Source organism: Serratia sp. EC4 (genome assembly GCF_059652115.1).
Genome location: NZ_JBNIDE010000013.1, coordinates 40,652 through 64,429, shown reverse-complemented (window position 1 = coordinate 64,429; position 23,778 = coordinate 40,652). Strand labels below are relative to the sequence as shown.

Genomic DNA, 23,778 nt, shown 5'->3' with positions numbered 1-23,778 from the left:
AGGCCGCAACCCCTAAATGCAAAAAACTTTTCAAGCGCGGATTTTTTCGGCAAAACGCTGGCCAAACCCGCATTTTTGTCACTTTTCGTACTGGATCTGGCTAAATTCCTGGGCGAAACGATCGACCTGCTGCCAATCGGTGTACTCCACTTCCTTACTGGTATCCGTTTCACCGCCCGTCATACGCATAATAAATTGAATCATGATGCGGTCGAACCAGCGATAGCGCGGATAACGCAATGCGCCGGCAAACACCGCACACTGTTTTGGCTGCCACGGCGAGGCCAGCAGGAACTTGCGGGTATAAGCGTTGGTTTGCGGCGAGCGCTTTTCCGGTTTACGCGCGGTCAGGTTCACGGCAAAGAACGCGCTCGGCATTCGATTCAGTTGTTCGGCATGACGTTTGACGAATTTATCCAGCGCCGGGTTAAAGTGCCCGTAACGGATAGAAGCGCCGATCATCACCTGCTGGTACTGACTAAGGTCGACCTGTTCCGCCTGCAGCAGATCGATCACCTCACATCGCTGTGTGTCCTGCAGCTTGCTTGCTATATAAGAAGCGATAGCACGTGTTTGCCCGTCACGGCTCGAATAAAGTATCAATGCCTTCATGGCGTACTCCTTATATCAGGCCTACTCACGCCAAAAAGTTGGCGTGAACAGCACCAGCAATGTAAACACTTCCAGGCGTCCGAACAGCATCGTCACCACCAGGATCCACTTGGCCGCCGCCGGCATCGTGGTGAAGTTATCCGCCACCACGCCCAGGCCGGGGCCAAGGTTATTGAGTGTTGCCGTCACTGCGGCGAACGCGGAAAAATCGTCAACGCCGGTGGCAATGATCGCTAGCATGCTGACGATAAACACCAGCGCATAGGCGGAGAAGAATCCCCACACCGCTTCCAGAATACGTTCCGGCAGTGCGCGATTGCCCAATTTGATGGTATAGACCGCGTTGGGGTGCACCAGCCTTTTCAACTCTCGCGAGCCCTGCAGGTACAGAAGCAGGATACGGATCACCTTCAGGCCGCCGCCGGTCGAGCCGGCACAACCGCCGATGAACGCTGAGCACAGCAACAACATCGGCAGGAACAGCGGCCACTTGGCGATGCTGTCGGTCGTAAAACCAGCCGTGGTCGCCATCGATACCACCTGGAAGAACGCCTGATTGAGCGTTTCCATACCGCTCTTATAGACGCCATGTCCCCAGAGCACCAACGTGCATACCACCACCAGCGTCAACTGAACGAAGATAAACATGCGGAATTCAGGATCGCGCCCGTACACCTTCAGGCTGCGGCCACTCAGCAAAGCGAAGTGTAGGCCGTAGTTACAGCCGGAAATCAGCAGGAACACGGCGATGATGGTGTTGATGGTCGGGCTGGCGTAATAACCGATACTGGCGTCGTGGGTAGAAAAACCGCCGATGGCGATGGTCGAGAAACTGTGGCCGATGGCATCGAACACCGACATCCCAGCCCCCCAGAGCGCCAGCGCACAGGCGACGGTCAGCAACACATAGATTAGCCACAGGGTTTTGGCGGTTTCGGCTATGCGTGGACGCATCTTGTTATCTTTCAGCGGCCCGGGCATTTCCGCCCGATACAGCTGCATGCCGCCGACGCCGAGTATCGGCAGTATCGCCACCGCCAACACGATGATCCCCATGCCGCCCATCCATTGCAGCATTTGGCGATAGAAAAGAATAGCCTTCGGCAGCGAGTCCAACCCCACCAGCGTCGTCGCACCGGTGGTCGTCAATCCCGAGAAGGATTCAAAGAAGGCGTCGGTCAGCGACAAATTGGGCCGTTCCGAAAACAGGAACGGCAATGCCCCCACGCTGCCCAGCACGGTCCAGAACAGCACGACGATCAGGAAGCCTTCACGCGGCTTCAGCTCGTGTTTTTGCTTGCGGTTCGGCCACCACAGCATCAGCCCGATGGTCAGCGCCACGAAGAACGTTTGGCTGAACGCGCGCCCCGCCCCATCGCGATAAATCAATGCCACCAGGCCGGGAATAAACATCGTCCCGGAGAACAGGATGACCAGCAGACCAACGATACGGGTTATGGCGCGAAAATGCATTTCAGCACGATCCTTAGCAATTCAATTGGGAGGAATTATTGCGAAATGGGGGTTAATTGCAAATTACCGCGACTGAGATCACGCAATTTATTCCCAAACAGCTCGACCTCGGTGGCCGGCAACGCCAGATGCAGCACGACGGCGGCGCCGTATTCGCCCTGCAGGATCCGACCTGCGGTTTGCTGCAGCAAGTTCTCCACCAGCGCCAACTGCGCATAGTCGCACTGCAAGATATATTCGGCTTCCGGCACCTTTTCTACCAACACCAGCTGCTTCAACGCCTGTTGAACACCGTTGCCATAGGCTTTCACCAGCCCGCCGGTGCCCAACTTGACGCCGCCATAGTAACGAACGACCACGGCGGTCACTTCGCCGATACCGCTGCCCATCAGCTGCGCGAGGATCGGTTTGCCAGCGGTGCCCGACGGTTCTCCATCGTCGGAGAACCCCAGCTGCTGTGAGTCATCGGGGCTGCCGGCGACGAAGGCCCAACAATGGTGCCGCGCCGCCGGGTGCTCATCCCGCACCTGCTGAATAAACGCCTTTGCCGCTTCTACCCCGCTGGTTGGCGCCAGCAGGGTGATAAAACGGCTCTTCTTTATTTCTTCGGTAAAGCGGGTTGCTTCCGCCGGTATCGGGTACGGCCGCATCAGGCCAGGTTCAGATCGCGCGTCATGTTCTCGATACGCTTTTCATGGATCACGATGTTGTCTTCGATACGGATGCCGCCATACGGCTTCAGCGCATCGATGCGATCCCAGGCGAAGTGCTGCTTGAACTCACCGCTGCGCCACGGCGCCAACAGAGATTCGATGAAGTACAGACCCGGCTCGATGGTCAACACCATGCCCGGCTGCAACACGCGGGTGCAACGCAGGAACGGATACTTGGACGGCGCCGCCAGATGGGTGCCTTGCTCGTCCTGCATAAAGCCTGCGGCGTCGTGCACCTGCAGGCCCAGCGGGTGCCCCAGCCCGTGCGGCAGGAACGGCGTGGTGATGCCCGTTTCAACCATCGCCTCTTCGCTGAGGCCGTTCACCAACTTGTGATTCTTGAGCAGCTTGGCGATGCGCTGATGCATTTGCACATGGTAGTCGGTATAGCGCACGCCGGTTTTAATGGTGTCGATCAGCGCCAGCTGTTCACTATTGAGATCTTTCACCAGATGAGCGAACTCGCTTCCGCTTTGCGCCGCATAGGTACGCGTCAGATCGGCGGCGTAGCCGTTATATTCCGCCCCGGCGTCGATCAGAAAACTCAGGGACTCGGCCGGCGGCTGATGATCCAGCTTGGTGTAGTGCAGCACCGAAGCGTGCTCGTTCAACGCCACGATGTTGTCGTAAGGCACATCGGTATCGCGGTGGCCGGTCGCCGTCAGGTAGGCCAGATTGATGTCGAATTCGCTCATGCCGGAGAGGAACGCCTCATGCGCGGCACGATGGCCGGTTACCGCCGTCTTCTGCGCTTCGCGCATGCAGGCCAGCTCGTAGCCGGTTTTGATCGAACGGTGGAAATCCAGGTAGTTCAGCACCGCTTTCGGGTTGATGTTCTCAGAAGGGATGCCGAGATCGCGGGCGCGCTGTTGGGCATAACCGATATAGCCGACGCGCTCGCGCTGCGGCGGAAGCTGCTGGGCGATGGCGTCGGCGTTGGCCAGCGGCATCAATTCAAGGGATTTGGTCCAGAAACTGTCCGGCAGCGGCTCTACGCTGTGCCAGTAGTCAACCGGGGAGTAGAACCACAGCTTCGGCTTGTTGACACCGTCGATCCACAACCAGCAGTTCGGCACCGACGTCACCGGCACCCAGGCTTTGAAATGCGCGTTCACTTTGAACGGATAGCTATGGTCGTCCAAAAATACCTTTTGCAGTTCCCCGGAGTGAATCAGCAGCGCATCCAACTTGTTGCGCTCCAGCACTTCGCGCGCGCGTTTTTGCAGCTCTGCCAAGTGGTCGTTATACAAAGAAGCCAGCGTTTCCATCACAGTACCCTTATGCCTTAGCACGAAAGAAGTCATCTTAACACAGCGCTCCGGCGCACCAACCTTATCGCGTTGGGCATGCGGAGCAGCTCGCAATTCCCTGCAAATGCCGTTACATCCGCAGTTTAACCATTAGCCAGCCGGCCAGGCCGAGCAACGCTATCGCCAGCGCCCATAGGCCGTGGTGCTCCAATAACACCGCGCCGGCCGCGGCAATGCCCGCCAGACACTGCTGCAGAAAGCCACACAGCGCCATCGCATAGGCACCGTGCTCTTTGGCGTCGCTGACCGCCATCGCCATGCTGTTGGGAAACAACACCGCCTGGCCAAAAATGGTCAGGCAATACAGCGCGATGAACAGCGCCATACCGGAAAGGCCGGCCAGAATGCCGCCCCACCACAACAGCAGGATCGCTACCGTCGCCAGAGCGACGATGCCGCTGCCGGTTTGCATCAGTTTTTTCCCGCCGACACGCGCCACCGTGCGGTTCACCGTCAACGCGCCGCTAAAGTAGGCGATACCTATCACCAGCCCCAGCGCGCCGAACGCCGTGACGTTGAGGCCAAACCCCTGCTGCATGACGAACGGGCTCACCTCCTGCAATGTCACCGTGGTGGCGAAGCCCAATCCGCCGACGCAGGCCGGCCAGAAGAACCCCGGCCGCCGCAGGATGGCGAAGTAGGTGGCCGCCATCGCCGGGCGTGGCCCGCGTGCGCGCCCCGCCTCAAGCGGCAGCGTCGCCATCAGCGCCAGAATGGCCAAACCGGTGGCGCCCATCAGGACGAAGCCCATCTGCCAGTGCGAATATTGGCTGAGCAGGCCGCCGATAAACTGCCCCCCGCCCAGCGCAGTGATGAAAGCGATGGAGAGCACCGACAGACGGCGCGCCAGCTCATCACCGCTCCAGTTATCCCGCACGATGATACGCGCAATGATCGCCGCACCGCCGGCGCCCACACCCTGCAGCGCACGCAGCGCCAGCAGCTGAGTGCCGTTGCTGCACAGCGCCAACAGCCCGCTGCAGCCAATGAAAAGAAACAAAGACAGCGTCAGGGGCGCACGGCGGCCAAAGCGATCGGCGGCCGCGCCCCAGAACAGCACCGGCAAAGCGGCGCCGATGACGAAGATCGAAATGGACAGCTCGGTGGCGCGTCGGCTCATCGCCAGCTCCCGCATCACCGTCGGCAGCGAAGGCAAATACACGGTCGTCGCCATCTGTGCCATAAACACCAACAGACATGCCAGCGTCATGGTTCTGGCCGGAATGCTCCATAAGCCGCTGCGTTTGACACAAGCAGCCTTAGTCATGCGTAACCTCGTCTGAATGTTCATTCGCTGCGAGCAAGTGTATGAGTGCCGACACACTCCAGCAAATGCCGATAGCACATAAAATATAACTTCGTTTCAAATCAAAAAACTAACTTGGCGACATGTGATCCGACCAGCAAATATGCAATCTCTCATTTGCATATTTTTAACATAAAAACCACACTCCTCTTCATCTGGTCATACCAGATCATACGCTGATTCAGGAGATAGACATGCTCTACCAAGGCGAAACATTACAACTGCACTGGCTCGATAACGGCATCGCCGAGCTGGTGTTCAACGCACCGGGCTCGGTCAACAAGCTGGACACCCGCACCGTCGCCAGCCTGGGCGAAGCGCTCACCGTGCTGGAAAACCAGCCTGAGCTCAAGGGGTTGCTGCTGCGCTCCTCCAAAGCCGCGTTTATCGTCGGCGCCGATATCACCGAATTCCTTTCTCTGTTCGCCGCACCGGCTGAAAAGCTGCACGAGTGGCTGGTATTCGCCAACAACGTCTTTAACCGGCTGGAGGATTTGCCGGTACCGACCATTTCGGCCATTAACGGCTATGCGCTCGGCGGCGGTTGCGAATGCATTCTGGCGACCGATTTCCGCGTCGCCTCGCCGGACGCGCGCATCGGCCTGCCGGAAACCAAATTGGGCATCATGCCGGGCTTCGGCGGTTCCGTCCGTCTGCCGCGCCTGCTGGGTAACGACAGCGCGCTGGAAATCATCGCCGCCGGCAAAGACGTCAGCGCCAAAGACGCGTTGAAAGTCGGCCTGGTGGATGCGGTGGTGACACCGGAAAAACTGGCCGAAGCGGCGCTCAACATGCTGCAACAGGCGATCGACGGCAAGCTGGACTGGCGCGCCGCGCGTCAACCTAAGCTGGAGCCGCTGAAACTCAGCCCGATTGAAGCGGCGATGAGCTTCACCACCGCCAAAGGCATGGTGCTGCAGACCGCCGGTAAACATTACCCGGCGCCGATGACCGCGGTGAAGACCATTGAAGCCGCCGCCAAACTGGGCCGCGATGAAGCGCTGAAACTGGAAACCGCCAGCTTCGTGCCGTTGGCCCGCTCCAACGAAGCGCGCGCGCTGGTCGGCATCTTCCTTAACGATCAGTTCGTGAAGGGCCAGGCGAAAAAGCTGGCCAAGAATGTGGATGCGCCGAAACAGGCGGCGGTGCTGGGCGCCGGCATCATGGGCGGCGGTATCGCTTACCAATCGGCGCTGAAAGGCGTGCCGGTGATCATGAAAGACATCAGCGACAAGTCGCTGACGCTGGGCATGAGCGAAGCGGCCAAGCTGCTCAATAAGCAACTGGAGCGCGGCAAGCTGGATGGCCTGAAAATGGCGCAGGTGCTGTCGACCATTCAGCCGACGCTGGACTATGCCGGCATCGAGCGTGCGCAGGTGATCGTTGAGGCGGTCGTCGAGAATCCGAAAGTCAAAGCCGCCGTGCTGTCGGAAGTGGAAAACCTGATCGGTGAGGACACCGTTCTGGCGTCGAACACCTCGACCATTCCGATTAATCACCTGGCAAAATCGCTGAAGCGCCCGCAAAACTTCTGCGGCATGCACTTCTTTAACCCGGTGCACCGCATGCCGCTGGTGGAAATCATCCGCGGCGAACAGACCAGCGACGAGACCATTGCCAAAGTGGTGGCCTACGCCAGCCGCATGGGCAAAACGCCGATCGTGGTGAACGACTGCCCGGGCTTCTTCGTCAACCGCGTGCTGTTCCCGTACTTCGCCGGCTTCAGCCTGCTGCTGCGCGACGGCGCCGACTTCCGTCAAATCGATAAAGTGATGGAGAAACAGTTCGGCTGGCCGATGGGCCCGGCCTACCTGCTCGACGTCGTGGGCATCGACACCGCGCACCACGCGCAGGCGGTGATGGCCGCCGGCTTCCCGGATCGCATGAGCAAAGACTATCGCGATGCCATTGACGCGATGTTCGACAACCAGCGCTTCGGTCAGAAAAACCAGCTGGGCTTCTACCGCTACAGCCAGGACAACAAAGGTAAGCCGCGCAAGGACAACGACGAGCAGACCGATGCGCTGCTGGCCGAAGTGAGCCAACCGCGCCAGACCATCAGCGATGAAGAAATCATCGCGCGCATGATGATCCCGATGATCAACGAAGTGGTGCGTTGCCTGGAAGAAAAGATCGTCGCCAGCCCGGCGGAAGCCGATATGGCGCTGGTCTACGGCATCGGTTTCCCTCCGTTCCACGGCGGCGTGTTCCGCTACCTGGATACGCTCGGCACCGCCAACTACGTTGAGCTGGCCCAGCGTTACGCACACCTCGGCGCCCTGTATCAGGTGCCGGCCGGTCTGCGCGCCAAGGCCGAACGCAATGAAAGCTACTACCCGGTGGCGACACCGCTGTCCGACGTCGCTACCCGCCAACCGGCATGAGGTCATAAAGATGGAAAACGTAGTTATTGTTGATGCCGTACGCACGCCGATGGGCCGCTCCAAGGGCGGCGCCTTCCGCCAGGTGCGCGCCGAAGATCTCTCCGCTCACCTGATGCGTGAGGTGCTGAGCCGCAACCCGGCGCTGGACGCCGCCGAGATTGATGACATTTACTGGGGCTGCGTGCAGCAAACGCTGGAACAAGGCTTCAACATCGCCCGCAACGCCGCGCTGCTGGCCGAGATCCCGCACCGCGTGCCGGCGGTGACCGTCAACCGCCTGTGCGGCTCTTCGATGCAGGCGCTGCACGACGCGGCGCGCGCCATCATGGTTGGCGACGCGCACATCAGCCTGATCGGCGGCGTGGAACACATGGGCCATGTGCCGATGAATCACGGCGTGGATTTCCATCCGGGCCTGAGCCGCAGCGTGGCCAAAGCCGCCGGGATGATGGGGCTGACCGCCGAAATGCTGGCCAAGATGCACAACATCAGTCGCCAGATGCAGGATGAGTTTGCCGCCCGCTCCCACCAGCGCGCACATGCGGCGACGCTGGCGGGTTACTTCAAAAACGAGATCATACCGACCAACGGTCACGACGCCGACGGCGTGCTGACCCGTTACGATTTCGATGAAGTCATTCGCCCGGAAACCACCGTCGAAAGTCTGTCGGCCCTGCGTCCGGCGTTCGATCCGGTCAACGGCACCGTCACCGCCGGCAGCTCCTCCGCCCTGTCGGACGGCGCTTCCGCCATGCTGCTGATGAGCGAATCGCGCGCCAAAGCGCTCGGTTTGAAGGCCCGCGCCCGCATCCGCTCGATGGCGGTGGTCGGCTGCGATCCTTCCATCATGGGCTACGGCCCGGTGCCGGCCAGCAAGCTGGCGCTGAAACGCGCCGGTCTGAGCGTGCAGGACATCGATCTGTTCGAGCTGAACGAAGCGTTCGCCGCCCAGTCGCTGCCGTGCATCAAGGATCTGGGGCTGATGGACAGCATCGACGACAAGATTAACCTGAACGGCGGCGCCATCGCGCTCGGCCACCCGCTGGGCTGTTCCGGCTCCCGCATCTCGACCACCCTGTTGAACAACATGGAACGTCGCGACGCGCAGTTCGGCCTGGCGACCATGTGCATCGGCCTGGGGCAGGGCATCGCCACCGTCTTTGAACGCGTTTAGCTGTGTCTATCTTGGGATGACCGCGTCACCACTTCAAATCGCGGCATCCCGCCAAGTTTAGTTGCCGTTCTTCCCGCCTGTCAGGGGCGGGTTTTTTATGCCTGAAGTTTGCCGACGCCCAAATAAAAACGGGGCGACCCTCGGCCACCCCGTTCACCGCGCATCGCATCGGTCAGATAAACGAAAACGCGTCGCCAAACATATGCGCTTCCTGCGCGCCGCGCTCGGCGCAGAAACGCTCGCGGGCGATTTTCGCCATCTCGAAACGCCCGGCTATGTAGATGTCATGCTCCGCCAACGTGCCGAAATCCTGCAACACCGCGCTGAGCACGGTGCCGCTGCGGCCACGCCATTCGGCTTCCGGCTGCTCGACCACCGGGATCACCTTCAGGTTCGGGTGTTGCACCGACAGCGCTTCCAGCTCGCTCAAATCGTACAGGTGCTTCAGCTCACGCCCGCCCCAGTAGATTGAAATGTCGCGATCCGGCTGCTGCTCCAGCGCGGTCAACAAGATTGAACGCGCGTAAGAGAAACCGGTGCCGCCGGCGATCAGCACCAGCGGACGGCTGCCCTCTTCCCGCAGCCATGCGTCGCCGTGCGGCACGTCAACGGTGATCGCCTGCTCTTTCAGGATGCGATCCATCACCGCCATGGCATACAGATTCAGTTCCGAAGCGCCAATGTGCAGCTCGATATAATCTTGCTGCGTCGGGGTTGATGCCAGTGAGAACGGACGCTTGTCGCGCTCATCCATCACCACCATCAGATATTGCCCTGCCTTGAAAGAAAACGGCTGCTCGGGCACCAGACGTACCCGATAAACCGTATCGGTAATGGCCTCTACCGAGGTCACTTTACAGCTCAATATTGTCATGCGTTCCCTCTGTCGGGTCATCAATGCAAAGCTGAGAACAGGGCCTGACGCTATAACGTCGGTTCCCTGTCACTGAAGATTGCGAGCTCATCCCAGATTTCGTCGACGCGCGCACGTACCTTTTCATCCATCTGAATCGGACGGCCCCATTCGCGATCGGTTTCACCCGGCCATTTATTGGTGGCGTCCAGCCCCATCTTCGAACCCAGGCCGGAAACCGGCGAGGCGAAGTCCAGATAGTCGATCGGCGTATTCTCCACCAGAACGGTATCCCTTGCCGGATCCATTCGTGTGGTGATCGCCCAAATCACGTCGTTCCAGTCGCGCGCATTGACGTCATCGTCACAGACGATAACAAATTTGGTGTACATAAACTGCCGCAGGAACGACCAGACGCCCATCATCACGCGTTTCGCATGGCCGGCGTACTGTTTTTTCATGGTCACTACCGCCAAGCGGTAAGAGCACCCTTCCGGCGGCAGATAGAAATCGACGATTTCCGGGAACTGCTTTTGCAGGATCGGTACGAACACTTCATTCAGCGCCACGCCCAGGATCGCCGGCTCATCCGGCGGGCGGCCAGTGTAGGTCGAGTGGTAGATCGCGTTGCGGCGCTGGGTGATGTGAGTAACGGTGAACACCGGGAACTGGTCGATTTCATTGTAGTAACCGGTGTGGTCGCCGTAGGGGCCTTCCGGCGCCATTTCACCCGGCTCGATATAGCCTTCAAGCACGATTTCGGCGCTGGCGGGCACTTCCAGATCGTTGGAAAGGCACTTGACCACTTCGGTTTTGTTGCCGCGCAGCAGCCCGGCAAAAGCATATTCAGACAAGGTATCAGGCACCGGCGTGACCGCACCGAGGATGGTAGCAGGATCGGCGCCCAGCGCCACCGCAACCGGGAAACGCTCGCCCGGGTGCGCCTGGCACCACTCCTGATAATCCAGCGCGCCGCCGCGATGCGACAGCCAGCGCATGATCACTTTATTCTTGCCCAGCACCTGCTGGCGATAGATGCCGAGGTTTTGCCGTTCCTTATGCGGGCCGCGGGTCACCGTCAGCCCCCAGGTGATCAGCGGCGCGGCGTCTTCCGGCCAGCAGTGCATCACCGGAATACGGCTGAGATCGACATCGTCACCCTGCCATACCTGCTCCTGACAAGGCGCGGATCCCAGCACCTTGGTCGGCATGTTCAGCACCTGCTTGAACTTCGGCATTTTGTCGAACAGATCGCGGAAGCCTTTCGGCGGCTCCGGTTCTTTGAGGAACGCCAGCAGTTTGCCGACTTCGCGCAGCGCGCTGATGTCTTCCTGCCCCATGCCCATCGCCACGCGATTGGCGGTGCCGAACAGGTTGCACAGCACCGGCATGTCATACCCTTTCGGGTTTTCAAACAGCAGTGCCGGACCGCCCGCTCGCAGGGTGCGATCGGCAATCTCCGTCATTTCCAGGTAAGGATCGATCGGCTGGCTGATGCGTTTTAGTTCCCCTCTCTTCTCCAGCAACGAGAGGAAATCGCGTAAGTCACGGTATTTCATGCTGATCATTATAACGGCCAGTGGGGAGGGCATTATAAGCCCTCTTCACGGTTGTTGCTGCAATTTTGTTAACGCCGCCCGCCGCCGGGTGGCCCTCAGCCGCAGTTGAACGGCACCAGCGCAGCCAGCGCGCGCGTATCCTGATATTCACGCGTCTCCTCACCGTGGCGGAACACCTTGAAGCCCTGCCCGTTAGCGCTGAAGTAACGCAGCGCATTGCCTTCAACGTGCAGCAGGCTACCTTCACGCAGCGCCACCACCGATTCGCTTGGGTTGATCGCGCAGAACTCCGCCAGGCGCTCGTCACGGGTTTCGCCCATGTGGCCGCTGATATGCGCGTCGATGTAGTGCGGGTTGATCTGCACCGGGAACAGCCCCAGCGCCGGCAGCACCACGCTGCAGCGCACCGGCATGTCATTGGTGGTGCGAATGCTCGGCGTGGCCACGTTGCAACCGGCGCTCCAGCCGACGTAAGGCACTTCACGCTCGCGCACCGCGCGCTGGATGGGCACGATCAGGCCTTGCTCGTGCAGCATTTGGTTCAGCAACCAGGTATTGCCGCCGCTGACCAAAATGCACTCCGCCTGCGCGATCGCCGCCGCCGGTGAAGCGGCATGGTGGATGCTGGTGACTTCAATGCCCAGCGTTTGCGCCAGTTCCTGCGCACGCTGGTCGTAGTCGTAACGAATCAGGGCGTAAGGGATAAAGACGGCGGATTTGATGCCGCGACGCGCAATCATCGCCAGCAGCTGGCTTTTAGCGTACCCCAGCAGCTCGGCTTCGCCAGACAGCTTGCCGTTGCTCAACAGAAACAGCTCCATTTCTTTCCCCCTCGGTCGAAAACGATGAATAGCGTCACAGCCGGCGGCGCTACGCCTGTCATACTGTGACGGTAACAAATTTTTAGCCCTCTGTTATACCAGCGCCGTATCGATAAGTGTGTGACCCCTCGCTAATAGCCGCAGATTCATAGAGATAGGTGATGTTACACGCTGAAACTTGCATCACTATGTATCCGGAATAGCTTTTGATATGCTTACCGGCTGGCAGAAAGGCATGTGAAACTATGGAATCCTGGTATCTACTTTATTGCAAACGCGGTCAGTTGTTGCGGGCGCAGGAACATCTGGAACGGCAGCAGGTAAACTGCCTCAGCCCGATCATCACGCTGGAAAAGATCGTGCGTGGTAAGCGCATCGCGGTCAGCGAACCCCTGTTTCCCAACTATCTGTTTGTGGAGTTCGACCCGGAGCGCATTCACACCACCACCATCAGCGCCACCCGTGGCGTCAGCCACTTCGTGCGTTTCGGCGCGTTGCCGAGCGTCATCCCGAGCAAGGTGATCGATGAACTGCGCACACACGCCTGCGAAACCTATGTCGATCCGGAAACCCCACAGCCGGGGGACACCGTTCTGATCGTCGACGGCGTGTTCGAAGGGCTGCAGGCGATCTACACCGAGCCGGACGGCGAAGCGCGTTCCATGTTGTTGCTGAACCTGATCAACAAGCAGGTCAGCCAAAGCATCGACAACCGACAGTTCCAGAAGATGTAATGCAAAAGGCGCCTTCAGGCGCCTTTTTGTTGGCTCATTTTACGCTTAGCGGCGCATCGCGTCGTCGTGCAGCCACTGGGCGACACGCTTGGCGAAGTAGGTCAGCACGCCGTCGGCGCCGGCGCGTTTAAAGCACATCAACGATTCCATCACCGCAGGTTGCTCCTGCAGCCAGCCGTTCTGAATCGCCGCCATATGCATGGCGTACTCGCCGGACACCTGATAAGCGAAGGTTGGCACACCGAAGGTATCCTTCACGCGGCGCACAACGTCGAGGTACGGCATGCCCGGTTTCACCATCACCATGTCCGCACCTTCCTGCAGATCCTGCGCAATCTCCTGCAGCGCTTCGTCGCTGTTGGCCGGATCCATCTGATAGGTCTTCTTGTTGCCGCCCTTCAGATTGCCGCTGGAGCCCAACGCATCGCGGAACGGGCCGTAGTAGCAGGAAGCATACTTGGCGGAGTAGGCCATGATCTGGGTATTCACCAGGCCCTGCAATTCCAGACGATCGCGGATCGCCCCGATGCGGCCGTCCATCATGTCGCTCGGCGCCACGATTTCCGCGCCCGCTTCGGCATGGGACAGCGCCTGACGCACCAGAATGTCTTTGGTCACGTCGTTAATCACATAACCCTGCTCATCGATCACCCCGTCCTGCCCATGCGTGGTGTAGGGATCGAGCGCCACGTCGGTCAGAATGCCCAGCTCAGGCACCGCGTCTTTCAGCGCGCGCACCGTGCGCTGTACCAACCCTTCAGGGTTATAGGCTTCTTCCGCATGCAGCGATTTCAGGCTCGGTTCGATCACCGGGAACAGGGAAATCACCGGCACGCCAAGTTTGGCGATGGTTTCCGCTTCCTTGACCAGCAGATCGATCGTCATGCGCGATACGCCCGGCATCGAGGCCACTTCTTCCTGGCGGTTGCTGCCTTCCATGACAAACACCGGATAAATCAGGTCGTTGACCGTCAGTTGATTCTCGGCCACCAGGCGGCGGCTGAAGTCGTGACGGCGCACGCGGCGCATACGGCGACCAGGGAAGGTGCCCGGAAATGCATAGCTCATAGTTTTCTCCTAGCTCAAACCAGCCGGAATAGCCGGCGGGCGTTCTCATCGGTTTTTTGCCCCAGCCATTGCGGCTCTTCCCGCCGCCAGACGGCGACCTGCTGCACGATGTGGGGCAGGAAACAGGGTTCGTTGCGGCGAGATGCGGGTTTAGGCTGTAAATCCCGGGGCAACAGATAAGGGGCGTCAGTTTCCAGCAGCAGACGCTCGGCTGGGATCTGCGGCAACAGTGCGCGCAGTTCCAGGCCGCGCCGCTCGTCGCAGACCCAACCGGTAATCCCGATCGACAAACCCAGCGACAGGCAGCTTGTTAATTCTTCGGCGGTGCCGGTGAAGCAGTGCACCACGGCCGCGGGCAGTTTATCCAACCACGGCGTCAGTAGCTCGGCAAAACGTGCGTGTGCGTCGCGGCAATGCAGAAACACCGGCAGCGCCAACTCCGCCGCCAGCGCCAGCTGCGCGGTGAACGCCGCTTCCTGCTGCGCGGGCGTCGAGAAGTTGCGATTGAAATCCAGGCCGCATTCGCCGATCGCCGCCACTTCAGGGCGTGCGGCTAACGCATAAATCTGCTCGGCGGCGTGTTCATCCCAACCGCTGGCGTAGTGCGGATGCACACCGGCGGTAGACCAACAGTAACCCGCATGTTGCTGCGCCAGTTCCGCCGCTTCGCGGCTCTCTGCCAGATCGGTGCCGGTAATCAACATCCCGGTAACGCCCGCCGCGCGGGCGCGCTCCACCACCGCCTGGCGATCTTTGGCGAATTGGCTGCTGGTCAGATTAACGCCGATATCAAACATGATTTTTTCCAAAGCAAAAGCCGCCCAATGGGCGGCTTCGCAATCAATGTGGATCAGGGGGCTGGGGGTTCGTCACCCTCGTCTTCTTCTTCCGCTTGCGGACGACGTTTGCCGGTATAGAAGCGAGCGAAGAACACCCCCACTTCAAACAGCAGATACATCGGTATTGCCAACAAGGTTTGCGAGAACACGTCTGGCGGCGTCAACAGCATGCCGACCACAAACGCGCCAACCAACACATACGGCCGTTTCTTCTTCAGATCTTCCGGCGAGGTGACGCCACTCCAGCACAGCAGAATGATGGCGACCGGCACTTCAAAGGCAACGCCGAACGCCATAAACAGCGCCATGACGAAATCGAGGTAGTTTTTAATGTCGGTCGCAATGGTCACCCCCATCGGCGCGGTCTTGGCGAAGAAGCCGAAGGCCAGCGGGAACACGATGAAGTAAGCGAAAGCCATGCCGAGGTAGAACAGCAGGCTGCTGGACACCAGCAGCGGCATCATCAGGCGTCGTTCATGCTTGTACAGCGCCGGCGCGATGAATGCCCACACCTGATACAAAATCATCGGCGCGGAGACAAACACCGAGACGATCATGGTCAATTTGATCGGGGTAAAGAACGGTGACGCCACGTCAGTGGCGATCATGCTCGCCCCGGCCGGCAACTGCTTCAGCAGCGGCGCAGACACCAGTTGGTAGATGTCGTTGGCGAAAAACACCAGCACCACGAACACCGCCAGCACGCAAATAATCGAGTTCAACAGCCGCTTGCGCAGCTCTATCAGATGACTGATAAGGGGTTGGGTATCTTCAACAGCCATGTATTAACGATCGCCACTAGGTTGGTGAGACGCTGGGGTTTTATCCGCAACAGGTTCGACAGGTGCCGGCGCGGTTTCCACCGGCGCTTTAGCCGGTTGCGCCGCCACCGGCGCGACGGCTTCAGGTTCCGTGGCCGGTTTTGGCACGGCGGCGGGCGCGCTGGCGCGGGTTGCCGCTTCCGCCGGCGTCACGCCGTCGTGCAAGGCTTCCGGATCGGTGATCTGCGGGTTATGAATGGTGTTCGCCAGCTCTTCTTTCTCGCCCTGGTAGGTGCGTTTCAATGATTCCGCCGCGTCTTTCAGCTCATCCATCGACGCCTTCAGTTCCGGCGTCAGGTTCTGCAAGCCAGCCTGTTCCGCTTTTTTCAGGCTGTCCTGCAGCTCCTGCAGCTTCAGCTCCTGAGACAGTTCGTGCTGCACCGAGGCCGCCAGCGAGCGTAGCGCGCGGATCCAGCCCGATACCGTTCTGACCGCGACCGGCAAGCGTTCCGGCCCGAGAACAACCAGGCCGATCACCAGCACCAGCAGCAGCTCACTAAACCCAATGTCAAACACGGTTTATACCTGCTCTTTGTTCTTCGACTCTTCCGGTTTCACTTCCGGCTGCTTTTCGGTAATAGGCTTGGCCGAGAAGTCAGCGTCATCCAGGCTGCTTTTCTCAGCCGTGTTGGGGGTCGACGGCGTATCGTCGCCGATCGCCTTCTTGAAGCCCTTGATCGAGGCGCCGAGATCGGAGCCCAGCGTGCGCAGTTTTTTGGTACCGAACAACAGCACCACGATCACTGCGATGATCAACAATTGCGTAATACTAATACCGCCCATTTTAATTACCTCTAATTTTAAAGGGTCTTTTAAAGCCAGTCCGAATTATAGGGCCGACTTTACCAGAGTAACGAATTAAATCAGGTGGTTCGCTTCCAGCCAATCACCCAGCATACGATGCCGGCGGCCATCATCCAGGCGGGAAACACCTCGATTTGCCCCAGCAGCAACAGCGTGCCGCTTACCAACAGTGTAGCGCCAACGCCGAACAAATAACGTGACTGCCCCTGACGAACCCGCTGAGCCTGCATCTGGTTGGTCAGCTTATCAACGCTTTGTTGCAACAGTTTATGCTGCTGCAGGCTGTCGTAAAACAGCTCGGGCAGTTCCGGCAGCTTCTCCGCCCAGAACGGCGCTTTCTCTTTCAGCGCACGCACCACGGCGGGAATGCCGACCTGATCGCGCAGCCAGCTCTCGAGGAACGGCTTGGCGGTAGTCCACAGATCCAGCTGCGGGTAGAGCTGACGCCCCAGACCTTCAACATACAGCAAGGTCTTCTGCAATAACACCAGCTGCGGCTGCACTTCCATATTGAAGCGTCGTGCAGTGTTGAACAGGTTCAGCAGCACGTTGCCGAAGGAAATCTCCGCCAGCGGCTTCTCGAAAATCGGCTCGCACACGGTGCGGATGGCGAATTCGAAGTCTTCCACGTTGGTGTCGCGCGGCACCCACCCGGAGTCGACGTGCAGTTCCGCCACCTTGCGGTAATCGCGATTGAAGAAGGCGATGAAGTTTTCCGCCAGGTAGCGTTTATCATCCTTGTTCAGCGAACCGACGATGCCGCAGTCGATACCGATGTAGCAAGGATCTTCCGGATGTTCGTAGCTGACGAAAATATTACCGGGATGCATGTCCGCATGGAAGAAGCTGTCGCGGAAGACCTGGGTAAAGAACACCTGGACGCCGCGTTCCGCCAACAGTTTCATGTTGGTGCCCTGCTGTTCCAGCGTGGCGATGTCCGAGACCGGAATGCCATAAATGCGCTCCATCACCAATACGCTTTCGCGGCAGTAGTCGGAATAAACTTCCGGTACGTACAGCATTGGGCTGCCGTCGAAATTGCGGCGCAGCTGAATGGCGTTAGCCGCTTCGCGCAGCAGGTTCAACTCGTCCAGCAGGGTTTTCTCGTACTCGCGTACCACTTCGCGCGGGCGCAAACGGCGACCGTCCGGCAACAGCTTCGGCACCCAGCCTGCCAGCCGGTACATCAGACGCACGTCGGCCTTGATAATCGGCCCGATATCCGGCCGGATCACCTTCAGCACCACTTCCTGGCCGGTGGTTTTCAGCCGCGCGGTATGCACCTGCGCGATCGAGGCAGAGGCCAGCGGCTGCTGATCGAAGTCATCGAACCAGGTCTCCAGCGGGCCGCCCATCGCCAGCTCGATATGCTTACGCGCCAACGCGCCATCGAAAGGCGCCACCCGATCCTGCAGCAGCGTCAGCTGATCGGCAATGTGCGGCGGAAACAGATCGCGGCGGGTCGACATCATTTGGCCGAACTTGATCCAGACCGGCCCCAATTCCTGCAGCGCCAGCCGCAGACGTTCACCCAACGGTTTGTCCTTATGCCGATTCGGCATCCAGAACAGCAGCCGGCGGCCAAAGCGCAGCGGCAGCGTCAAACGCATTTTAGGGATCAGCTCGTCCAGCCCGTAGCTGAGAAAAACGCGGACGATAAAATACAAACGGCGCAGTTCACCTGGGGTCATCGCTTGCCCTCCAACTTGTCCATGCGGGCAGACAGCGCCTCCGCGCTGCGGGCGAGTGCGTCAACTTCTTCGTTGAACCACACCACTTCCAGCGGCCCCGGCGCCAGGCGCCACTCTTCGGTCAACGCCTCCGCCATCCCCTGCTGCCGGCGCATAAAACCGGCTTTCACCAGCGAGGCGCCTTTACCCAGCGCCTGTGTAATGCCTTGGGCGGCAATATCGCCGATGTAGGGCGCCAGCCATTCCGCCGGATCCCACTCCGCCAGATCGAGCAGGCCAACCAACTGTTGCACCACCTGAATATCGCCTTCCACCGTCAATTCGCCGCTGCGCATCAGCACCGGCAGTTGCTGGCGATCGCGCAGCTTAAGTAAGGCGGGAATGCGGCTACGCACGGTGCAATCGGCGCTGTCTTCAGACTGCCCCAGCACATCCACGCGCAGTTCGCTGAACACCAACACCAGCGGTGAAGCCAGCTCTTCCAGTTCGATGCGCAGCACCTTGCCCGCCAGGCGTTGGCGGGCGGCTTTCATGCTGCGATCGCGAAACAGCAGGTTATTCAGCGAGGTTTCCAACGCGCCGGTCAGCAGAGGGGTAAACAGCATCGGCATCTCCCTCTCAGAACTTGAAGCCGCGATGCAGGGCGACAATCCCACCGGTCAGGTTGAAATAGGTGACGTTTTCAAAACCGGCGTTGCCCATCATGCCCTTCAGGGTTTCCTGATCGGGGTGCATGCGGATCGATTCCGCCAGGTAGCGGTAGCTGTCAGGATCTTTCACCACCAATTCGCCGATCTTCGGCAGCACGTGGAAAGAGTAGGCGTCATAGGCTTTGCTCAGCGGCGCCAGCAGCGGCTTGGAGAACTCCAGCACCAGCAGACGGCCGCCCGGTTTCAGCACGCGGAACATCGAGCGCAACGCTTTGTCTTTGTCGGTGACGTTACGCAGGCCAAAGGAGATGGTGATGCAATCGAAGTAATTGTCCGGGAACGGCAGCGCTTCGGCGTTGGCCTGCACGTAATTGATGTTGCCGACGATGCCGCGATCGCGCAGCTTCTCACGCCCCATCTTGAGCATCGAATCGTTGATGTCCGCCAGCACCACCTGCCCCTGCTCGCCGACCATGCGGGAGAACTTGGCGGCCAGGTCGCCGGTGCCGCCGGCCAGATCCAGCACGCGCTGCCCGCGGCGCACGCCGCTGCAGTCAATGGTGAAACGCTTCCAGATACGGTGAATACCGAACGACATCAGGTCGTTCATCACGTCATACTTTGCCGCTACCGAATGAAAAACGTCCGCCACCATGGCCTGTTTTTCGTCTCTAGCGACGGTGCGAAAACCGAAATCGGTGGTTTCCTGCGATTGATCTGCCATTGTCCTGCCTGCTATTCAGTCAATTTTGTGTGGATGAGTGTACCAGAAGCCCGGGAAATACCCCACCTCGCCACGGCCTCAGCCGTGCGAAACGAAGCCCGATTCCCCGGCGGTATCGTCATCGTCGTTCGTCTGCGGCAGCGCGGCGACATCATCGTCGTTCGCCTCTTCCGCTTCATCGTGTTGCGCGCCGGCTTGCTGCGCCAGCAGCGGGTTTATCGGCCGTTTGACTTCAACCCCCAACGCGCGGAAACCTTCAATTTGGCCGATAAGATTACCACGGCCTTCGCTCAGTTTGTTCATCGCCTGACGATAACTGCCCTGCGCCTTGTCCAGGCTCTGCCCCAGTGCGGACATATCGTCCACGAACAGCCGCATCTTGTCATACAGTTTCGCCGCGCGATCGGCGATGCGCTGGGCGTTCTGGCTCTGATGCTCATAGCGCCACAGGTTGGTGATGGTACGCAGCGCCACCAGCAACGTGGTCGGGCTGACCAGCATGATGTTGTGCTTAAGCGCTTCGCTGATCAGCTCCGGCTCGCGATCGATAGCCAGCAGGAAGGCGGGCTCGACCGGAATGAACATCAGCACATAGTCCAGAGAACGCAGCCCCGGCAGCTGCTGGTAGTCCTTGCGGCCCAGCATGCGGATGTGGCCACGCAGCGAGGCAATATGTTCGCTCAGCGCCGCTTCGCGCGCCGCCTCATCCTCGCCGTTGAAATAGCGCTCGTAGGCGATCAGCGACATCTTGGCATCGATCACCACATCCTTGCCCTGCGGCAGGCGCACGATCACATCAGGCTGCATGCGGTTCTGGTGATCCACCCGCACGTTGACCTGCGTTTCATACTCATGCCCTTCGCGCAGACCGGAGGCCTCCAGCACCCGGCTCAGCACCACTTCGCCCCAGTTGCCCTGCGTTTTGTTGTCGCCTTTCAGCGCCTTGGTGAGGTTGATCGCCTCACGCGCCATCTGCGCGTTCAATTGCTGCAGATTGCGTATCTCATGCGTCAGCGTGTGGCGCTCCCGCGCTTCCTGGCCGAAGCTGTCCTGCACCTGACGGCGAAAACCGTCCAGCTGTTCGCGCAACGGCAGCAGTAAACGATCCAGGCTTTGCTTATTTTGCTCGTCAACCTTGCGGCCGCTGTGTTCAAAAATGCGGTTGGCGAGGTTTTCAAACTGGGTGGTGAGGCGCTGTTCGCTGTTGATCAGCAGACGCTGTTTCTCCTCCGCCGCCATGCGCGTCTCTTCCAGACGGATGGTGACTTCGCGCAGCTCAGCCTCCTGCGCGCTGTTAACCTCGCGCTGGGCGCGCAGCTCTTGGTTGAGCAGCTCGCATTCGTTGCGCCAATGGGTGAGCTGTTGCAGCTTCTCATGCCCGGCCGCCAGTTGGCTGTGCAGATTGCGAAGCTCCAGCTCGCTCTGGCGCAACTGCTGCTCGTGGCGCTGTAGCGTTTCCTGCCGCACGGCCGTTTCCTGCTGCGCCTGCTGCAACGTTTGCTCCAGCAACCGCAGTTCGGTTTCATGTTGCGCATGCGTCTGCTGCACCCGCAGACTGGCGATCAGCCACCCCAACAGCATGCCGATCGCGACGCCGCCAATCCCATAAATCAGACTGGTATCCACCCTGCCTCCTGTTGCACCTAGCCGTTGCGGCGTTTTGCTCGCCCATTGCCCGTCACGTTAAGGGGAGGCTGTATGGATGTCCAGCCTGATTTTGCCGGCCGCGCACAATATTGCGCGGCGCTGCGCAATTTAGCGAGAAATCAGCCCAGCCACTGGCTGAGCCACTTGATGCCGAATGCCCCCGGCGCCAGAATGCCAAACGCCCAGATCATCGCCGACGTGACGTTGGCCAGCTGGAAATAGCGCTGCGGCATGCCGCAAATGCCGCCCACCAGCGGCACCACGGCGCGCAGCGGGCCGAAGAAGCGGCCGATGAAAATGCCCAGCACGCCCCAGCGCTCGAAGAAGGCGTGGCCGCGCGCCAGCAGCTGCGGATTGCGCGACAGCGGCCACATATGGGCCACGCGATCCTGATAGTGATAGCCGATCCAGTAAGAGAGCCAGTCGCCGAAAAACGCCCCGGCGGCGGCGGCGGCCCAAATCGGCCAAAAGGCGATGCCGCTTTCGCCGATCAGCGCGCCCAGCGCCAGCAGGATCACCGTGGCCGGCAGCAGCAGCGACAAAAACGCCAGCGACTCGCCGAACGCCAGGAAGAAAATGATAGGAATGGCCCAGCCTTCGTGCTGACGCACGACATCGCTGACCCAGTTGATAACGTCATTGAGGCTCAATACGGGGCTCCTGATACGCGATGGTTCGCCGCCTAGGATAAGCCGGGGCGAGTTAAACCCCGACTAAACACGCGGCAATTTACTCGAGGTAGAATGCCTGCAGTGCTTCGCGCTGGGCCGCGCCCAGGCCGTATTCCGCTTCCAGCCAACGGTCGGTGGAGCCGTATTGCCGGCGGATGCAGCCCAGCGCCGTCATCAGGAACTCCTCGCGCGCGCTGAGCACGTAGGCGAATTGCTCCAGCGCCGCCGCATTCAGCTTGATAGAGAGCTGATCCAGCATCTGTTCGCGGAAAGTGGCCAGCGTGGTTTCGGTCAGCAGATAGTCTTCCAGCACCGTCGCTTCGTCGGCCCCCAGCGCGAACAGCACCAACGCCGAACCGACCCCGGTGCGATCCTTGCCGACCGCGCAGTGTTGCACGATCGCACCGCCGCCAGGGTTGCTCAACAGCTGCGCCAGCCGCTGATAGGCAGCATTGCCGAACGGCAGACGGCGATACAGCTCCAGCATGAACGCCCGAGCGTCGAAAGCGGCCAGCGTTTCGTTGGTGAGCTTTTCCAGGTTGGCGTTAACTTCGCTGCTCAGCGGGTTGGCCGGCACATGGTGATAGTCGGCGCCATTCCACAGAATATCCGGTTTGGCCTGCACCTCGTCGGCATCGCGGTAGTCCAGCACCGAACGCACCGGCACTCCAGCGAGGAAAGTGCAGTCGTTTTCCGTCAGCCGCTCGAGAGAACCGGAGCGGAACAGCAGGCCGCGTTTGATGCGGCGCCCGTCGGCCACGCCGTTGCCGCCGAAGTCACGGAAGTTAATGCCGCCGTCGAGCGGCGCAAGCGAAGGATGAAGCAGGATCTGGGCGGTCATAAACGTCCTCGTTGTTTTTGTTATGACAACGCGCGGCAGCCATCGGCGCAGCGCTGAGGAGTATCACCGTAACAGATTCGCCGCGAATGGAAAAACGGGCCGCGTCAGCGGCCCGTTGAGGGGAGGCGATTACAGCAGACGGCGGGCGGCGTCCACCACGATCTGCACCGCTTTGCTTTCGGTGTTTTTCATGGTTTCGGCGTTCGGGATCTCTTGCTGGGTGCGGTTAACGATCACCCCAGCCACCATGCCGGCGCGCAGGCCCTGGCTGGCGCACATGGTCAGCAGCGTGGCGGATTCCATTTCATAGTTCATCACGCCCATCGCCTGCCACTCTTCCATCGAGCCTTTAAAACGGCTGACCACGCGGCCGGAGTAGGTGTCGTAACGTTCCTGACCCGGGTAGAAAGTATCGGAAGAAGCGGTTACGCCAATGTGGGTGGTCGCGCCGCTGGCTTTGGCCGCTTCCACCAGCGCGGTAGTGCAGGCGAAGTCCGCGACCGCCGGAAACTCCATCGGCGCAAAGTGCAGGCTGGCGCCGTCGAGGCGTACCGCCGCCGTAGTCACCAGCACGTCACCGACGTTGATATTGGCCTGAATGGCGCCGGTGGTGCCGATGCGCAGGAAGGTGCGAATGCCCAGCTGCGCCAGCTCTTCCACCGCGATAGAGGTAGACGGGCCGCCGATACCGGTGGAGCAGACGATCACCGCCTTGCCGTCCAGCTCTGCGCGCCAGGTGGTGAATTCACGATGGGAGGCCAGATGCACCGGATTTTCCATCAGCTTGGCAATCTTCTCTACGCGCTGCGGATCGCCCGGCACGATGGCAAGCTGGGCCCCTTGTAAATCGTTCTTGGTGAGGCCGAGATGAAAAACGTCAGACTGAGACATATGAGACTCCTCATGGATCATGTTTATTGGGAGGAACAAAAAAGCACTCTACTGAAAATCGCCGTTTAATTTCGTGACGATAGTCACTATGAAAAGAGAAACAAATTACATGCTACATATTTTTTGTGAATTAAGTCACAAAAAACCCATTAATGAGCCGCCCTCAAACCGCTAAACCTCAGTCTAGCCGAT

The 23,778-nt window shown here is 59.8% G+C and carries 23 protein-coding genes; 3 read left to right on the top strand and 20 right to left on the bottom strand.

Annotated features, from left to right (window positions below; translation table 11 throughout):
• Positions 1-78: 78 nt before the first annotated feature.
• The 5 genes from hemG to ACP39K_RS23140 form a co-directional block, all read right to left on the bottom strand.
• Positions 79-612: a menaquinone-dependent protoporphyrinogen IX dehydrogenase gene (hemG, locus tag ACP39K_RS23160; protein WP_028127640.1), complete on the bottom strand. Its 534-nt coding sequence runs from the start codon at positions 610-612 to the stop codon at positions 79-81.
• A gap of 21 nt (positions 613-633) precedes the next feature.
• The gene (trkH, locus tag ACP39K_RS23155) at positions 634-2,085 is read right to left on the bottom strand and encodes a Trk system potassium transporter TrkH (protein WP_004934492.1); all 1,452 of its coding nucleotides are present in this window, start codon (positions 2,083-2,085) and stop codon (positions 634-636) included.
• Between the two features lie 35 nt (positions 2,086-2,120).
• Positions 2,121-2,735, bottom strand: coding sequence for an IMPACT family protein (locus tag ACP39K_RS23150; RefSeq protein ID WP_016929437.1), 615 nt, complete (start codon positions 2,733-2,735; stop codon positions 2,121-2,123).
• Positions 2,735-4,066 carry a Xaa-Pro dipeptidase gene (pepQ, locus tag ACP39K_RS23145; RefSeq protein ID WP_025304931.1) on the bottom strand — a complete coding sequence of 444 codons (1,332 nt, stop codon included), beginning with the start codon at positions 4,064-4,066 and terminating at the stop codon, positions 2,735-2,737. The genes ACP39K_RS23150 and pepQ overlap by 1 nt, the downstream gene beginning before the upstream one ends.
• Positions 4,067-4,178: 112 nt before the next feature.
• Positions 4,179-5,375, bottom strand: a complete 1,197-nt coding sequence (locus tag ACP39K_RS23140; RefSeq protein WP_060444985.1) for an MFS transporter — start codon at positions 5,373-5,375, stop codon at positions 4,179-4,181.
• Between the two features lie 233 nt (positions 5,376-5,608).
• Here ACP39K_RS23140 and fadB point away from each other — a divergent pair, with 233 nt between their 5' ends.
• Entirely contained in the window at positions 5,609-7,798 is a 2,190-nt protein-coding gene (gene fadB / locus ACP39K_RS23135; protein ID WP_251683215.1) for a fatty acid oxidation complex subunit alpha FadB, read from the top strand.
• A 10-nt stretch (positions 7,799-7,808) separates the two neighbouring features.
• On the top strand, positions 7,809-8,972 hold the full coding sequence (gene fadA / locus ACP39K_RS23130) for an acetyl-CoA C-acyltransferase FadA (RefSeq protein WP_004934476.1): 1,164 nt from the start codon (positions 7,809-7,811) through the stop codon (positions 8,970-8,972).
• Between the two features lie 172 nt (positions 8,973-9,144).
• Here fadA and fre read toward each other — a convergent pair whose 3' ends face one another.
• The 3 genes from fre to pepE form a co-directional block, all read right to left on the bottom strand.
• A complete protein-coding gene (gene fre / locus ACP39K_RS23125; RefSeq protein ID WP_033638975.1) occupies positions 9,145-9,846 on the bottom strand; it encodes an NAD(P)H-flavin reductase in 702 nt (233 codons plus the stop codon).
• A 50-nt stretch (positions 9,847-9,896) separates the two neighbouring features.
• Positions 9,897-11,417, bottom strand: a complete 1,521-nt coding sequence (gene ubiD, locus ACP39K_RS23120; RefSeq protein WP_015376309.1) for a 4-hydroxy-3-polyprenylbenzoate decarboxylase — start codon at positions 11,415-11,417, stop codon at positions 9,897-9,899.
• Between the two features lie 62 nt (positions 11,418-11,479).
• The gene (gene pepE, locus ACP39K_RS23115; RefSeq protein WP_004934469.1) at positions 11,480-12,205 is read right to left on the bottom strand and encodes a dipeptidase PepE; all 726 of its coding nucleotides are present in this window, start codon (positions 12,203-12,205) and stop codon (positions 11,480-11,482) included.
• Between the two features lie 245 nt (positions 12,206-12,450).
• Here pepE and rfaH point away from each other — a divergent pair, with 245 nt between their 5' ends.
• The gene (gene rfaH / locus ACP39K_RS23110) at positions 12,451-12,939 is read left to right on the top strand and encodes a transcription/translation regulatory transformer protein RfaH (RefSeq protein ID WP_016929445.1); all 489 of its coding nucleotides are present in this window, start codon (positions 12,451-12,453) and stop codon (positions 12,937-12,939) included.
• Between the two features lie 45 nt (positions 12,940-12,984).
• On the opposite strand, the gene hemB is transcribed toward rfaH, so the two are convergent.
• The 12 genes from hemB to udp all read right to left on the bottom strand — a co-directional run bounded on the left by hemB (position 12,985) and on the right by udp (position 23,586).
• Positions 12,985-14,007 carry a porphobilinogen synthase gene (gene hemB, locus ACP39K_RS23105; protein ID WP_004934463.1) on the bottom strand — a complete coding sequence of 341 codons (1,023 nt, stop codon included), beginning with the start codon at positions 14,005-14,007 and terminating at the stop codon, positions 12,985-12,987.
• 14 nt (positions 14,008-14,021) lie between these two features.
• The gene (tatD, locus tag ACP39K_RS23100; RefSeq protein ID WP_028127638.1) at positions 14,022-14,804 is read right to left on the bottom strand and encodes a 3'-5' ssDNA/RNA exonuclease TatD; all 783 of its coding nucleotides are present in this window, start codon (positions 14,802-14,804) and stop codon (positions 14,022-14,024) included.
• 53 nt (positions 14,805-14,857) lie between these two features.
• Positions 14,858-15,628: a Sec-independent protein translocase subunit TatC gene (tatC, locus tag ACP39K_RS23095; RefSeq protein ID WP_004934456.1), complete on the bottom strand. Its 771-nt coding sequence runs from the start codon at positions 15,626-15,628 to the stop codon at positions 14,858-14,860.
• Positions 15,629-15,631: 3 nt separating this feature from the next.
• Positions 15,632-16,183, bottom strand: a complete 552-nt coding sequence (gene tatB, locus ACP39K_RS23090; RefSeq protein ID WP_016929448.1) for a Sec-independent protein translocase protein TatB — start codon at positions 16,181-16,183, stop codon at positions 15,632-15,634.
• Between the two features lie 3 nt (positions 16,184-16,186).
• Entirely contained in the window at positions 16,187-16,450 is a 264-nt protein-coding gene (gene tatA / locus ACP39K_RS23085) for a Sec-independent protein translocase subunit TatA (protein WP_016929449.1), read from the bottom strand.
• A gap of 80 nt (positions 16,451-16,530) precedes the next feature.
• The gene (gene ubiB / locus ACP39K_RS23080) at positions 16,531-18,162 is read right to left on the bottom strand and encodes a ubiquinone biosynthesis regulatory protein kinase UbiB (RefSeq protein ID WP_004934451.1); all 1,632 of its coding nucleotides are present in this window, start codon (positions 18,160-18,162) and stop codon (positions 16,531-16,533) included.
• Positions 18,159-18,767, bottom strand: a complete 609-nt coding sequence (ubiJ, locus tag ACP39K_RS23075; protein WP_049190742.1) for a ubiquinone biosynthesis protein UbiJ — start codon at positions 18,765-18,767, stop codon at positions 18,159-18,161. The genes ubiB and ubiJ overlap by 4 nt, the downstream gene beginning before the upstream one ends.
• A 13-nt stretch (positions 18,768-18,780) precedes the next feature.
• Positions 18,781-19,536 carry a bifunctional demethylmenaquinone methyltransferase/2-methoxy-6-polyprenyl-1,4-benzoquinol methylase UbiE gene (ubiE, locus tag ACP39K_RS23070; RefSeq protein WP_004934443.1) on the bottom strand — a complete coding sequence of 252 codons (756 nt, stop codon included), beginning with the start codon at positions 19,534-19,536 and terminating at the stop codon, positions 18,781-18,783.
• A 78-nt stretch (positions 19,537-19,614) separates the two neighbouring features.
• Positions 19,615-21,162 (bottom strand): DNA recombination protein RmuC, encoded by a 1,548-nt coding sequence (gene rmuC / locus ACP39K_RS23065; RefSeq protein ID WP_497008900.1) that lies wholly within the window; start codon positions 21,160-21,162, stop codon positions 19,615-19,617.
• A gap of 140 nt (positions 21,163-21,302) precedes the next feature.
• Positions 21,303-21,833 (bottom strand): DedA family protein, encoded by a 531-nt coding sequence (locus ACP39K_RS23060; protein ID WP_004934438.1) that lies wholly within the window; start codon positions 21,831-21,833, stop codon positions 21,303-21,305.
• A gap of 79 nt (positions 21,834-21,912) precedes the next feature.
• Positions 21,913-22,695 (bottom strand): tyrosine-protein phosphatase, encoded by a 783-nt coding sequence (locus tag ACP39K_RS23055; RefSeq protein WP_016929452.1) that lies wholly within the window; start codon positions 22,693-22,695, stop codon positions 21,913-21,915.
• Positions 22,696-22,824: 129 nt separating this feature from the next.
• On the bottom strand, positions 22,825-23,586 hold the full coding sequence (udp, locus tag ACP39K_RS23050; protein ID WP_004934432.1) for a uridine phosphorylase: 762 nt from the start codon (positions 23,584-23,586) through the stop codon (positions 22,825-22,827).
• Positions 23,587-23,778: the final 192 nt, after the last annotated feature.

Excerpts from the sequence above, each read along its gene's own strand:
- hemG (WP_028127640.1), bottom strand. The coding sequence starts at position 612 with ATGAAGGCATTGATACTTTATTCGAGCCGTGACGGGCAAACACGTGCT.
- trkH (WP_004934492.1), bottom strand. The coding sequence starts at position 2,085 with ATGCATTTTCGCGCCATAACCCGTATCGTTGGTCTGCTGGTCATCCTG.
- ACP39K_RS23150 (WP_016929437.1), bottom strand. The coding sequence starts at position 2,735 with ATGCGGCCGTACCCGATACCGGCGGAAGCAACCCGCTTTACCGAAGAA.
- pepQ (WP_025304931.1), bottom strand. The coding sequence starts at position 4,066 with ATGGAAACGCTGGCTTCTTTGTATAACGACCACTTGGCAGAGCTGCAA.
- ACP39K_RS23140 (WP_060444985.1), bottom strand. The coding sequence starts at position 5,375 with ATGACTAAGGCTGCTTGTGTCAAACGCAGCGGCTTATGGAGCATTCCG.
- fadB (WP_251683215.1), top strand. The coding sequence starts at position 5,609 with ATGCTCTACCAAGGCGAAACATTACAACTGCACTGGCTCGATAACGGC.
- fadA (WP_004934476.1), top strand. The coding sequence starts at position 7,809 with ATGGAAAACGTAGTTATTGTTGATGCCGTACGCACGCCGATGGGCCGC.
- fre (WP_033638975.1), bottom strand. The coding sequence starts at position 9,846 with ATGACAATATTGAGCTGTAAAGTGACCTCGGTAGAGGCCATTACCGAT.
- ubiD (WP_015376309.1), bottom strand. The coding sequence starts at position 11,417 with ATGCCCTCCCCACTGGCCGTTATAATGATCAGCATGAAATACCGTGAC.
- pepE (WP_004934469.1), bottom strand. The coding sequence starts at position 12,205 with ATGGAGCTGTTTCTGTTGAGCAACGGCAAGCTGTCTGGCGAAGCCGAG.
- rfaH (WP_016929445.1), top strand. The coding sequence starts at position 12,451 with ATGGAATCCTGGTATCTACTTTATTGCAAACGCGGTCAGTTGTTGCGG.
- hemB (WP_004934463.1), bottom strand. The coding sequence starts at position 14,007 with ATGAGCTATGCATTTCCGGGCACCTTCCCTGGTCGCCGTATGCGCCGC.
- tatD (WP_028127638.1), bottom strand. The coding sequence starts at position 14,804 with ATGTTTGATATCGGCGTTAATCTGACCAGCAGCCAATTCGCCAAAGAT.
- tatC (WP_004934456.1), bottom strand. The coding sequence starts at position 15,628 with ATGGCTGTTGAAGATACCCAACCCCTTATCAGTCATCTGATAGAGCTG.
- tatA (WP_016929449.1), bottom strand. The coding sequence starts at position 16,450 with ATGGGCGGTATTAGTATTACGCAATTGTTGATCATCGCAGTGATCGTG.
- ubiB (WP_004934451.1), bottom strand. The coding sequence starts at position 18,162 with ATGACCCCAGGTGAACTGCGCCGTTTGTATTTTATCGTCCGCGTTTTT.
- ubiJ (WP_049190742.1), bottom strand. The coding sequence starts at position 18,767 with ATGCTGTTTACCCCTCTGCTGACCGGCGCGTTGGAAACCTCGCTGAAT.
- ubiE (WP_004934443.1), bottom strand. The coding sequence starts at position 19,536 with ATGGCAGATCAATCGCAGGAAACCACCGATTTCGGTTTTCGCACCGTC.
- ACP39K_RS23055 (WP_016929452.1), bottom strand. The coding sequence starts at position 22,695 with ATGACCGCCCAGATCCTGCTTCATCCTTCGCTTGCGCCGCTCGACGGC.
- udp (WP_004934432.1), bottom strand. The coding sequence starts at position 23,586 with ATGTCTCAGTCTGACGTTTTTCATCTCGGCCTCACCAAGAACGATTTA.